We start from the raw sequence: 11,427 nt of genomic DNA on the forward strand, positions 1-11,427 counted from the left end.
TCCTGTAGTGTTGATCCTGTTGTTGTGTTTATGCAGTTGGTAGTTCAGGCAGTACGCGCGGTCGAAAGTCCGCGTTCTTCTGAAGTAGCGGTTTTGAACACCCCACGCCGGAGGGCCCGAAAGTCGGGATTTTCCCTCTACCTTCACGAAGGACAAAAATAATGGCTACTGGTACCGTCAAATGGTTTAACGCTGAAAAGGGCTTCGGCTTCATTTCCCCCGATGACTCCTCACAGGACGTGTTCGCACACTACTCTGCGATCAACTCCAACGGCTTCCGCTCCCTCGAAGAGAACCAGAAGGTTTCCTTCGACACCGAGCAGGGCCCCAAGGGTCCCCAGGCCACCAACATCCAGGCCCTCTAATTCATTAGGGAATCTGGGGCCTTCGGGTTTCGAATTTTGAAAAAGCAGGGCCGGTCACTGACCGGCCCTGCTTTTGGTTAACCCGGGTGTGCCACCGGAATCCGCCGGAGCCGTTCCCGCCTTTGCACTCCGCATCAGCATTGAGGACAGCGAACCAGAGACCTGGCGCCACCTGTCGGTTCCCGCTGCCCTGACAGTGGAGGAGTTTCATCTCGCCGTGCAGGCGGCCTTCGGCTGGGAGGACCGCCGCTGCCGTGAACGAATGTGCACGGGGCCTGAACGGTGATGCGCCGCCGGTCCAGGCGCGAAAACACTACTGACCAGTAACAACGATGCAAGCGCCCCGGGACCCGGCCGCGGCGCAGGTCTGGGGGATCGGGCTTTATTGGCTGCACGTCCGTGCAGAACCGGCCGCCACTGTCCTGTTTTGCCTAGCATTTGAAGGGCCCCGGGCGGGAACCGGGCCGCAGCGCAGGCTCCGGTTCAGGCCCCGCCCACCCGCTGACTCGCAAACGAAGAGGTTTCCATGTCACTGCTCACAAAGGCACTGTCCCTGGCCGCGGCGGCCGTCCTGGCCGGCTCCCTCACCGCGGCACCCGCGCAGGCGGACGTCGTCGAAATTTCCCCGCCGGGCGCCAACGACTGGTCCTGCAAGCCGTCCGCCGAACACCCCTATCCGGTCATCCTGGTTCCGGGGACCTTTGAAAGCATGGCCAAGAACTGGTCCACCCTCTCGCCGTACCTCAAGAGCGCCGGCTACTGCGTCTTCGCACTCAACTACGGCGAGACGAACGGCGTCTACGCCACCGGGCCGGTGGCCGACTCCGCGCAGGAACTCGCCCCGTTCGTGGACGCGGTCCGCGCAGCCACCGGTGCCAGGAAGGTGGACCTGGTAGGCCACAGCCAGGGCGGCATGATGCCCCGCTACTACATGGGCTTCCTGGGCGGTGCGAAAAACGTCAACCAGCTCGTTGGAATTGCCCCCTCGAACCACGGCACCGAAGGCGTCATCCTTCCTCCGCCGGACGCTGTAGGGGCCCCGGACTTCATGGCCCTGGGCTGTGCTGCCTGCGCCGACCAGCAGGCAGGCTCGCCGTTCATGCAGGAACTCAACTCCATCGGAGACACCGTGGCCGGGCCGTCCTACACCGTGATCTCCACCGTCTACGACGAAGTGGTGATTCCCTACAACAGCCAGTTCCTCTCCGGCCCGGCGCGGCAGGTCACCAACATCACCATCCAGGACAAGTGCCCGGCGGATGTGTTTGAGCACGACCAGACGCCGAACGACCCCGTGGTCCACCAGATAGTTGCCCATGCACTGGGCAGGACTTCCGGGCCGGCGGACCCGGCCTACCAGCCCCGCTGCATCTAGCCCGGAGCCACGAACGCAGGCCCCGCCGGCCCGCTACTTGTCCGGGTTCGGTTCCCGGACGTCCTTTTCGCCGATGTCGGCGGCACCCAGGGCAGCCGCTGCGGTGCTGTGGACCGGTTCGTGTTCGCGGACCCGGATCTCGGGGTGGTGCAGGTCCAGGGCCGGCCGCTCCGAGCGGATCCGAGGCAGCGAGGTGAAGTTGTGCCGCGGCGGCGGGCAGGACGTGGCCCATTCCAGTGAGGCGCCGAAGCCCCACGGATCGTCCACGGTGACCTTCTTCCCGGCCCGCCAGGTGATGTAGACGTTCCAGAAGAACGGGATCAGGGAGGCGCCCAGCAGGAAGGAACTGATGGTGGAGAACTGGTTCATCCAGGTGAAGTTGTCCTCCACGAGGTAGTCCGCGTACCGGCGGGGCATGCCCTCGACGCCCAGCCAGTGCTGGATGAGGAACGTCCCGTGGAAGCCCAGGAGCAGCATCCAGAAGTGGATCTTGCCCAGGCGTTCATTGAGCATGGTGCCGGTGAACTTGGGCCACCAGAAGTAGAACCCGGCGAACATGGCAAACACCACGGTGCCGAACACCACGTAGTGGAAGTGCGCCACCACAAAGTAGGAATCGGACACGTGGAAGTCCAGCGGCGGGGAGGCCAGGATGATGCCGGTCAGGCCGCCGAACAGGAACGTGATCATGAAGCCGATGCTCCAGAGCATCGGAGTCTCGAAGGTCAGCGAGCCGCCCCACATAGTGCCGATCCAGTTGAAGAACTTCACGCCGGTGGGGACCGCGATGAGCATGGTCATGAAGGCGAAGAACGGCAGGAGCACGGCGCCGGTGACGTACATGTGGTGGGCCCACACCGTCATGGAGAGCGCGGCGATGGCGATCGTTGCGTAGACCAGGCCCTTGTACCCGAAGATCGGCTTGCGGCTGAAGACCGGGAAGATCTCCGAGACGATGCCGAAGAACGGCAGCGCGATGATGTACACCTCGGGGTGGCCGAAGAACCAGAACAGGTGCTGCCAGAGGATGGCGCCGCCGTTTTCGGGATCGTAGATGTGGGCTCCGAAGCGGCGGTCTGCGCCGAGGGCGAACAGTGCCGCCGCCAGCGGCGGGAAGGCCATGATGATCAGGATGGCCGTGACCAGGGTGTTCCAGGTGAAGATCGGCATCCGCCACATGGTGAGGCCCGGGGCGCGCATGCAGATGATGGTGGTGATGAAGTTGACGGCACCGAGGATGGTGCCGAAGCCGGACAGTGCCAGGCCAAAGACCCACAGGTCCCCGCCAAGGCCGGGACTGAAGGTTGTATCGGAGAGCGGGGCGTAGGCGAACCAGCCGAACGACGCCGCGCCCTGCGGGGTGATGAAGCCGGAAACGGCGATGGTGGAACCGAACAGGAAGAACCAGAACGCCAGCGCGTTCAGGCGCGGGAACGCGACGTCCGGCGCGCCGATCTGCAATGGCATGATCACGTTCGCGAAGCCCGCGAACAAGGGGGTGGCGAACATCAGCAGCATGATGATGCCGTGCATGGTGAACAGCTGGTTGTACTGCTCCTTGGTCTGCAGGATCTGCATGCCCGGCTCGAACAGTTCGGCCCGGATGAGCAGCGCCATGACCCCGCCCATGCAGAAGAACGCGAAGGACGTGATCAGGTACATGTACCCGATCGTCTTGTGGTCCGTGGTGGTGAGCCAGTTGACCACGATGCTGCCCTTGCGGCGGGGTACCACGGCCGGCGCAGCGGTAGCGGCGAGCCCTTCACCTGAACGTCCGGTCGTGGTCATCGTTCCACCTCGCAGATCTCCTGGATGGCGCTGGAGGCCCCTTGCCTGAGCCCTACTTTGAAGGCTACTCAGGATCGCGGTGTCCGGGAAGTGCTTTGTTGGGCCGCCGGGGCTAGTGCAGCCCCATCGCGTTCCGGACCTCGTCCAAAATGTGGTGCATCCCTGATTCCGCCACCGCGGTGTCCCCGCCTGCCACGGCTGCAGCCACGTCCTCATGCGCCTGCAGCGCCTCGTTCCGAGGCTTGAACGGCATCAGCCCCTGCTGGGTGCGGCTGGTGAGCACCTCCGCCACCATGCCCTCCAGCGCCCGGAACATCTCATTTCCGCAGCTCCGCAGCAACAGTTGGTGGAACTCGATATCGGCCGCCAGGAACCCCTGCAGGTCGCCGGCCTCACCCAGCCGCCGGAGCTCCGCCGCCAGGGCAACGAGCTGTGCGCGTTCCGCTGCACTGGCGCGCCTGGCGGCGCCTGCGGCGGCAATGGGTTCGACGGCGATGCGCAGCTCCGTGAGGCTGCTGTACTGGGCGTCGCGCCGGTCCGAGGCCAGGCGCCAGCGCACCAGTTTGGGATCGAAGACATTCCAGAGCCGGCGCTCCTGCACCACGATGCCCACCCGGCGCCTCGAATAGACCAGGTTCATCGACTCCAGGACCTTCATGGTGTCCCGCGCAACGGTCCGGGAAATTCCGTACTCGTGCTGCAGGCCTTCCAGGGTGAGCCTGCTGCCCGGGGCCAGCTTGGCGGAGGCGATGGCGACGCCGACCGCCTCCAGAACGCGCTCATGCATCGCGGGGGAGGCCCCGCCGTCGTGCGCCTCATCCGCACCCTCAACTGTCGCCGTCGACATCTTTCCGCCTCTCTCCGCGCAGAAGCGCATCTCCAGAATAGCGAACGAAACGCCAAAGATATGACCTGTGACACGCAAAGATAGTATTTATTGTCACCAAAGGTGATACCTTATGGCGTAGCCCACGCAAGAACGGGCACGCAGCGAGCTTCTTCGAAAGCCAAAGACGTCTTCCCCGGAGGTATGAACATGCAGAATCCCCCCACGCATCTTGTGGTCATGGGCGTAGCCGGGTCCGGCAAAACCACCCTTGCGGCCGGCTTGTCCCGCCAGCTGGGCTGGGCCTGCGCCGAGGCGGACGAGTTCCATCCGGCCGCCAACATCGCCAAGATGACAGAGGGCATTCCGCTGCAGGACGAGGACCGCTGGCCCTGGCTCCAGGAAATCCGCGCCTGGATGACCGGCCAGGCCCAGGCCGGCTGCAGCACCGTGATCACCTGCTCGGCACTGAAGAAAAGCTACCGCCAGCTCCTGTCCGAAGCGGAGGGCCGCGTCATCTTCCTCCACCTCGACGGCGGTGCGGACCTGATCAGCGAGCGGATGCAGGGCCGCGAAGGCCACTTCATGCCGCCCGCCCTGCTGCCCAGCCAGCTGGCCACCCTCGAGGCGCTCAGCCAGGAAGAGCTCGACGCCGGCAGTCTCCGCCTCGACATCTCGCAGTCACCCGAACAGCTGGTCGCCGCGGTCGTGCGGGCCCTCAACCTTTCCTCCGGCCAGGCGCCCCGCGCGTCCTGACCGCCCCTGATCCCCAACAAATCCTGCTTCAAAGGAGAACCATGACCATCGAAGGATGGACCCAAACACTGGGCGCAGGCCCGCTGCTGCTCATCGCCGCGGCAGCGATCCTCGTCCTGCTGTTCCTGATCATCAAGCTGCGCATGCACGCCCTGATCGCGCTGATCCTGATCAGCCTCGCCACTGCCTTCGCCACCGGCATCCCCGCCAACCAGGTGGTCCCGGTGCTGATCAACGGCTTCGGCACCACGCTCGGCACGGTGGCACTCCTGGTGGGCCTGGGCGCGATGCTCGGCCGCATCGTGGAAACCAGCGGCGGCGCCAAGGTGCTGGCCGACTACCTCATCGGCGTCTTCGGGGAAAAGCGCGCCCCGTTCGCGCTGGGCCTGGCCTCGCTGATCTTCGGCTTCCCCATCTTCTTTGACGCCGGCCTGGTGGTCATGCTGCCCGTCGTCTTCGCCGTGGCACACCGCCTGGGCGGGGGAGTGCTCCGCTACGGCCTGCCCGCCGCCGGCGCGTTCTCCGTCATGCACATCTTCCTGCCGCCGCACCCGGGTCCGGTGTCCGCGGCGGCATTCTTCGACGCCAACATCGGCCTGGTGACCATCGCCGGCCTCATTGTCGCCATCCCCACCTGGTACGTCACGGCCTACCTGTACGGCCTCTACACCGGCAAGAAGCTGGTCCTGCCCGTGCCGGAAATCCTGGGCCACGCCACCGCCGAAGCCGAGTCCCACCCGCCGCGCTTCCGCACCATCGTGAGCCTGCTGCTCCTGCCGCTGGTCCTGATCTTCATGAACACCGGCCTGAACACCCTGGCGTCCTCCAACGTCCTGCCCGCAGGTGTTAAGAACGAGCAGTGGTACCAGGTCCTGCGCACCCTCGGCGAGACCCCCGTGGCGCTGCTGATCGCCGTGCTTGTGGCCCTGTTCGTGCTGGGCGCCAAGCGGGGCAAGGACGCAGGGGCGCTTGAGAAGCTGCTCGAATCATCCCTGGGGCCTGTCTGCTCGGTCATCCTGATCACCGGCGCCGGCGGCATGTTCGGCGGCGTCCTGCGCACCTCCGGCATCGGCCAGGCCCTGGCCGACGTCCTGGGCGACCTGGGCATTCCGCTCATCCTGGCCGGCTTCCTGATCTCCGCCATCCTCCGCATCGCCCAGGGTTCGGCCACCGTGGCGTTGACCACCACTGCCGGCCTGATCGCTCCCGCTGTCGCACTGGCGGGGCTGAACGGCATGCAGGTGGCCGCCCTGGTGATTGCCGTGGCCGCCGGCTCCGTGGTGGTTTCCCACGTGAACGACTCCGGCTTCTGGCTGGTGGGCCGCTTCTTCGGCATGGACGTCAAGACCACGCTGAAGACCTGGACCGTCATGGAAACCCTTATCGGCGTGATGGGCTTTGCCATCGCCGCCGTAATCTTCCTGGTGGCCGGCCTGGCGGGTTAGCCTGCCCAACTTAAGGCACCCCCCTCCCCAACTAGGTAGCGCCAAGTGTCGTTTTGAACCCCCAAAACGACACTTGGCGCTACTTACTTTTAAGGGGTTGCCCCGAATACCCGACTTTGGCTGTTCTGCCCCCTTGGAAAGGGGTAGCCGAGGGGGTTCAGGTTGGCGACGGACTGCACTACCTTTCTCCTATGGCCATGGGCAAGCAACGGTGCTCTGACCCCCAATAGGAATTTCTACTCAGAAGGAGTGGGAAAGGTCATGAATCAACCAACCAAAATATTCCTAGCCGTCCTCGTTGTGCTGCTGGTAGCTGTGGGCACCACAATCTTTATCACCGAAAACACCAGGAGGAGCAGGGCCGCGGAGTACACCCCGCAGATTAACCCCGCAGATTTCAGCACCCAAATCACCAATAAATACTTCGCCCTTCCGGTCGGCAAGAAGTTGACCTACGAAACCGTTCAACAGGGAAAGGTCACCGAGACGATCGAAATTGAAATCCTGCAGGAGACCAAGATGGTCGAGGGTGTTGAAACGGTGATCTACCTGGACAAGGAATACAAGAACGGGCAGCTTGTGGAGGAAACCCGAGACTATCTGGCGCAGCACAAAAACGGCGACGTGTGGTATTTCGGTGAGGACGTGAACAACTTCTGGAATGGGATTTTGGTTAACCATGCCGGCAGCTTCCTGCACGGGAAGGACGGGGCAAAGGCCGGTATCTGGATGAAGGCGGAGCAGCGCGTGGGTGACTCCTACAAGCAGGAGTTTTATGCGGGTCATGCCGAGGACACGCGGGATACCGTCGCCGTTGGCGAAACTGTCTCCACGAAGTCCGGCACCTACACGGACTGCGTCAAGGTGTACGACTGGACTCCGCTTGAAAAGAATGCGCGGGAGCACAAGTACCACTGCCCCCAAGTCGCTGCCTTGGTGCTTACCGAGGACCTGGAAACAGGCAGTCGGTCAGAACTCGTGAGTGTTGTCCAGCCCTAGCCTTCCAGCGACGGAACGTCCGGCCGGTGCGCCGGCCGGACGTTCCATTGGAACGGGCTTTCGGGCCTAACCGCGAGCCTGCAGCCCCGGAACGCCGTCCTGGATGGCAAACGAGGCCTTCGTTGAAACGGGGGCGCCCGGCGTCGTGACGTAGTCCAGCGTCCGGAAGTCCGCGGTCATCGCCTCGCGGGTGATGCGTGTGTTCACGTAGCCGCGGTTGTCGTTGTAGAACTTCAGGTGCGGGTTCCACGCCATGGTGGGCTCCGTGGTGGATCCGGTGCCGTTTCCGGTGGACGTGATGGACGTGCACACCAGCTCCGAGCCCACCACAGGCGAGGCCGGGTCCTTGTAGTCCACCTTGACGTCGTTCGCCCAGTTGCGGTGCACGTCGCCGGTAAGCACGACGGCGTTGCGCACGTTGGCGTCCACCCAGCCTTGGGTGATGCGACGGCGGGAGGAGGCGTAGCCGTCCCAGCCGTCCATGGAGACGTCGTCGACCTCCAGGGCCTGGGCCCGGTCACGCTCGGCGAAGAACACCTGCTGGCCCAGGATGTCCCAGCGCTGGGTGGAGTTCCTGAACCCGTCCAGCAGCCACTTCTCCTGCTCCGCGCCGGTGATGGTGCGGTTCTCGGCCAGGCGCTCGGCCACGTTCTTCTTCCAGCCGTCGCCGGCGAGCTGGTCGTCACGGTACTGCCGGGTGTCCATCATGTGGAAGTTGGCCAGCTGGCCCCACTGGATGGTCCGGTAGATCTTCATGTCGAACCCGGCCGGAACGGAGGAAGCGCGCAGCGGCATGTTCTCGTAGTACGCCTGGAACGCAGCGGCGCGGCGCTGCCGGAAACGCTCCGTGGTGTCGTTCATCTGGTTGGGGTCGCGGTTCTCGGGGACCTCGTCCGCCCAGTTGTTGTCCACCTCGTGGTCATCCCACACCACAAGCCACGGCGCGATAGCGTGCGCTGCCTGCAGGTCGGCGTCGGACTTGTACTGGGCGTGCCGCTGCCGGTAGCCGGCGAGGCTCACAGTCTCGGGGCCCTGGTGGTCGCGCGGGTTGCCGCCGCCGATCACGTAGCTGTCCTTCTTGTACTCGTACAGGTAGTCACCCAGGTGCAGCACCAGGTCCGGGTGGTCCTCGGCGAGGCGCGTGTAGGCGGTGAAGTAACCGTGCTCGTACTGCGAGCAGCTCGCGAACGCCATGGCCAGGGCCGCGGGCGTCTCGTGCAGCGCCGGGGCGGTGAGCGTGCGGCCGGTTGCGCTGATGTGGCGGCCGCTGCGGAACCGGTAGAAGTATTCGCGGCCCGGCTTCAGGCCCTTCAGCTCCACATGAACTGAGTGGGCGGTTTCGATGCGTGCCTGTTCGACGCCGCGGGCTACTACGGTTCGCATGCCCTCGTCCTCTGCCACCTCCCAGGCCACCGGGACCTGGCGGGCGGGCATGCCGCCCAGGCCGTCCTCGGCCAGGGGGTCCAGCGCCAGGCGGGTCCAGATTACGAAGCCGTCCGGCCACGGTTCGCCCGACGCGATGCCGAGCATAAAGGGATCGGTGCGGAGGCCGGCGTCGTCCGCGGTGGAAGTGGCGACGGCGGCACCTGGCAGGGCGGCGACGAGGCCGGCCCCGAGGCCGGCGGAAATGAGGGATCTGCGCGAGATGTTGTCCATGCGTCCGACCCTAGGGAGCCCGGTTGGACGGTGGTTGTTGCCTGAGTGAAGCATAAGTGAACTGCTGGTCATGGCCGGATTCGGGCCCAGGCTCGCGCTGGAACCGGCCCACTGGCTATTTGCCAGCCGCCCGGGTTTTCGCGGCCTTCGGCTCCTTCGGGGGCAGCCCCGCCACGTACTCGAAGGCCTTGTGGATCCACGCCCTGGCGCGGGCGTCGTCGCCGTCGCCTTCCTCATTCCACATCTCCGGCAGCCCGGTATAGCCGCCCATGGGACGCTCGGCCGGCCCAAACGGGACGGTCCGCTCCGAGCTTTCCAGCTCCTCCCGGTCTTCCGGGGACAGCTTGACGCCGATGGCGGGGCCGAACAGCCCGGCGAACATGTTGCCGTTGACGAACGCGCCCAGGTTCCCGAACATCGGCTTCACCACCACGCCGGGGCCGTCCGGCACCAGGGACCGGAAATGCTCCTTGTCCGCGTCTGACGCTTTGGGCATCTCCATGGCTCTCCCCCTGGGCTGTGATGGCCTGTTTGCTGTAATGGCTGGTCCGTGCAGGATATGCCCTGTTGTCCGCGCCGGGGAACACCCGGCCGCCCGCCGTCGTTGTGCCGGTAGGCAGCGCGCCCAGGCCGGGCGCGGGACTTTCCCCCAACCAAAGGACACCCCTTGACTCCTCGTACCATCGTGATCACCGGCGCCAGCGACGGCATCGGCGCAGCAGCCGCGCGGACGCTGGCCAAGGCAGGGGAGCAGGTGGTCATCGTCGGCCGTTCGGCGGAGAAGACCCGGACCATTGCCAAAGAACTGGACGCAGACTACTTCGTCAGCGACTTCTCCGAACTCGCGCAGGTCCGCACCCTCGCCGCCCAGCTGGAGTCCGACTACCCGCGCATCGATGTCCTGGCCAACAACGCGGGCGGCATCATGGGCAGGCGCACCCTCACGGTGGACGGCAACGAGTCCACGTTCCAGATCAACCACCTGGCGCCGTTCCTGCTCACCACGCTGCTGATGGACACCCTGGTTGCCAGCAACGCCAAGGTCATCAACACCTCCAGCGGAGCCAACAACTTCGGCAAGCTGGACCTATTCGACCTCACCGCCGAACACAGCTACTCCACCAACCGTGCGTACGGCACCGGCAAGCTGGCCAACATTCTCTTCACCTCCGAGCTCCACCGCCGCTTCGGCGACAGGGGTATTACGACGGCGGCATTCCACCCGGGCGTGGTCCGCACCAACTTCGCGGCAGAGTCCACAACACCGTGGCGGCATGTCTACAAGACGCTGCTGAACCGCTTTATGCTGACGCCGGACGAGGGTGCGGACACCCTGCTCTGGCTGGCCAACGGCACGGCGGGCAAGGACTGGATCTCCGGCGCGTACTACTACAAGCGCGCCCTGGCCAAGGCCAACCCCCAGGCCTACGATGCCGGGCTGGCGCAGGGGCTGTGGGAAGCCAGCGAGGAGCTGGTGAAGGCTTCGTCCTAGGGTGGTGCCGGGCCGGAATGTGTATCTTTTGAGCCGCCTTCGCTGCCCGGGCGGCCGCATTCCGGGCCAGGGAACCCTTTCGGCCTCCGTAAGTCACGCAATCTGGTCACCGCGCCTGCTGCACATCTGCTGCCGCCGCCGCGTGTCCGGCCGCGGACAGGCCTGCCACCACACCGTCAATGTCGGCCCCGGGCCGGTTCTGGCTCAGCTTTGCCTTGGCTTCGATCCGGGTGATGACCAGCTCGACGCCCACGATGGCCCGCAACTGCCCGGCGATGTACCGGCCGGGCGCATCATCCACGCCCCAAGGGTGGTCAAAGCCGGCCTCGTGCAGCCCGGTGAGGCGCCGGACCTGCTGATCCAGCCACGCGGGGTCGTCGTGGATTACCAGCCGTCCATACACATGCGCGGTGGTGTAGTTCCACGTGGGGACTACGCGCCCGTGCTCGGCCTTGGACGCGTACCAGGACGGCGAAATGTAGGCGTCCGCACCCTGGATGATGGCCATCGCCTCCCCGACGGCGGGTTGGGACCACTGCGTGTTGTTCCGCGCGAGGTGCCCCTGCAGCGCGCCCTGCTCGCCGGCGTCGGGATCGTAAACGAAGGGCAGGAGCGTGGCGAGGAGGCCCTGCGGCGTCATGGTAACCAGGTTCGCCGAACCCGGGTGGGTGAGCAGGGCCTTGACTGTTTCGGGGCTGGCGGCGAAGTGGGCTGGAACGTACATG

General features: G+C 65.2%; 12 protein-coding genes. 7 read left to right on the forward strand and 5 right to left on the reverse strand.

Going from position 1 to position 11,427, the window contains the following annotated elements:
• The first annotated feature begins 161 nt into the window (after positions 1-161).
• From KTR40_RS05195 to KTR40_RS05200, 3 genes are all read left to right on the forward strand, one after another.
• The gene (locus KTR40_RS05195; RefSeq protein WP_009372930.1) at positions 162-365 is read left to right on the forward strand and encodes a cold-shock protein; all 204 of its coding nucleotides are present in this window, start codon (positions 162-164) and stop codon (positions 363-365) included.
• A gap of 88 nt (positions 366-453) precedes the next feature.
• Positions 454-651 carry a hypothetical protein gene (locus tag KTR40_RS19100; RefSeq protein ID WP_370633170.1) on the forward strand — a complete coding sequence of 66 codons (198 nt, stop codon included), beginning with the start codon at positions 454-456 and terminating at the stop codon, positions 649-651.
• Between the two features lie 240 nt (positions 652-891).
• A complete protein-coding gene (locus KTR40_RS05200) occupies positions 892-1,740 on the forward strand; it encodes a triacylglycerol lipase (RefSeq protein ID WP_228405507.1) in 849 nt (282 codons plus the stop codon).
• Between the two features lie 33 nt (positions 1,741-1,773).
• Here the strand turns inward: KTR40_RS05200 and ctaD are convergent, their stop codons facing one another.
• Both ctaD and KTR40_RS05210 read right to left on the reverse strand, forming a co-directional pair.
• On the reverse strand, positions 1,774-3,528 hold the full coding sequence (gene ctaD / locus KTR40_RS05205) for a cytochrome c oxidase subunit I (RefSeq protein ID WP_139028410.1): 1,755 nt from the start codon (positions 3,526-3,528) through the stop codon (positions 1,774-1,776).
• Positions 3,529-3,640: 112 nt separating this feature from the next.
• The gene (locus tag KTR40_RS05210) at positions 3,641-4,375 is read right to left on the reverse strand and encodes a FadR/GntR family transcriptional regulator (RefSeq protein WP_228405508.1); all 735 of its coding nucleotides are present in this window, start codon (positions 4,373-4,375) and stop codon (positions 3,641-3,643) included.
• 189 nt (positions 4,376-4,564) lie between these two features.
• Between KTR40_RS05210 and KTR40_RS05215 the strand changes: the two genes are divergently transcribed.
• The 3 genes from KTR40_RS05215 (at position 4,565) to KTR40_RS05225 (ending at position 7,554) form a co-directional block, all read left to right on the forward strand.
• The gene (locus KTR40_RS05215) at positions 4,565-5,110 is read left to right on the forward strand and encodes a gluconokinase (RefSeq protein WP_139028412.1); all 546 of its coding nucleotides are present in this window, start codon (positions 4,565-4,567) and stop codon (positions 5,108-5,110) included.
• A gap of 41 nt (positions 5,111-5,151) precedes the next feature.
• Positions 5,152-6,555 carry a GntP family permease gene (locus KTR40_RS05220; protein WP_139028413.1) on the forward strand — a complete coding sequence of 468 codons (1,404 nt, stop codon included), beginning with the start codon at positions 5,152-5,154 and terminating at the stop codon, positions 6,553-6,555.
• 261 nt (positions 6,556-6,816) lie between these two features.
• Positions 6,817-7,554: a hypothetical protein gene (locus KTR40_RS05225; RefSeq protein WP_139028414.1), complete on the forward strand. Its 738-nt coding sequence runs from the start codon at positions 6,817-6,819 to the stop codon at positions 7,552-7,554.
• A 66-nt stretch (positions 7,555-7,620) separates the two neighbouring features.
• Here the strand turns inward: KTR40_RS05225 and KTR40_RS05230 are convergent, their stop codons facing one another.
• Complete coding sequence (locus tag KTR40_RS05230; protein WP_139028415.1) at positions 7,621-9,210, reverse strand: alkaline phosphatase; 1,590 nt, start codon at positions 9,208-9,210, stop codon at positions 7,621-7,623.
• Between the two features lie 115 nt (positions 9,211-9,325).
• Positions 9,326-9,712 (reverse strand): TfoX/Sxy family protein, encoded by a 387-nt coding sequence (locus KTR40_RS05235; protein WP_228405509.1) that lies wholly within the window; start codon positions 9,710-9,712, stop codon positions 9,326-9,328.
• A 165-nt stretch (positions 9,713-9,877) separates the two neighbouring features.
• Between KTR40_RS05235 and KTR40_RS05240 the strand changes: the two genes are divergently transcribed.
• Entirely contained in the window at positions 9,878-10,702 is an 825-nt protein-coding gene (locus tag KTR40_RS05240; RefSeq protein WP_228405510.1) for an SDR family NAD(P)-dependent oxidoreductase, read from the forward strand.
• 106 nt (positions 10,703-10,808) lie between these two features.
• Here KTR40_RS05240 and KTR40_RS05245 read toward each other — a convergent pair whose 3' ends face one another.
• Positions 10,809-11,426 (reverse strand): FMN-binding negative transcriptional regulator, encoded by a 618-nt coding sequence (locus KTR40_RS05245; protein ID WP_228405511.1) that lies wholly within the window; start codon positions 11,424-11,426, stop codon positions 10,809-10,811.
• Between the last annotated feature and the right edge of the window lies 1 nt (position 11,427).

Source organism: Pseudarthrobacter sp. L1SW (assembly GCF_020809045.1).
Taxonomy (GTDB): domain Bacteria; phylum Actinomycetota; class Actinomycetes; order Actinomycetales; family Micrococcaceae; genus Arthrobacter.

Coding starts and splice junctions, on each gene's coding strand:
- KTR40_RS05195 (WP_009372930.1), top strand. CDS start 162: ATGGCTACTGGTACCGTCAAATGGTTTAACGCTGAAAAGGGCTTCGGC.
- KTR40_RS05215 (WP_139028412.1), top strand. CDS start 4,565: ATGCAGAATCCCCCCACGCATCTTGTGGTCATGGGCGTAGCCGGGTCC.
- KTR40_RS05245 (WP_228405511.1), bottom strand. CDS start 11,426: ATGTACGTTCCAGCCCACTTCGCCGCCAGCCCCGAAACAGTCAAGGCC.
- KTR40_RS05235 (WP_228405509.1), bottom strand. CDS start 9,712: ATGGAGATGCCCAAAGCGTCAGACGCGGACAAGGAGCATTTCCGGTCC.
- KTR40_RS05200 (WP_228405507.1), top strand. CDS start 892: ATGTCACTGCTCACAAAGGCACTGTCCCTGGCCGCGGCGGCCGTCCTG.
- ctaD (WP_139028410.1), bottom strand. CDS start 3,528: ATGACCACGACCGGACGTTCAGGTGAAGGGCTCGCCGCTACCGCTGCG.
- KTR40_RS05225 (WP_139028414.1), top strand. CDS start 6,817: ATGAATCAACCAACCAAAATATTCCTAGCCGTCCTCGTTGTGCTGCTG.
- KTR40_RS05210 (WP_228405508.1), bottom strand. CDS start 4,375: ATGTCGACGGCGACAGTTGAGGGTGCGGATGAGGCGCACGACGGCGGG.
- KTR40_RS05220 (WP_139028413.1), top strand. CDS start 5,152: ATGACCATCGAAGGATGGACCCAAACACTGGGCGCAGGCCCGCTGCTG.
- KTR40_RS05230 (WP_139028415.1), bottom strand. CDS start 9,210: ATGGACAACATCTCGCGCAGATCCCTCATTTCCGCCGGCCTCGGGGCC.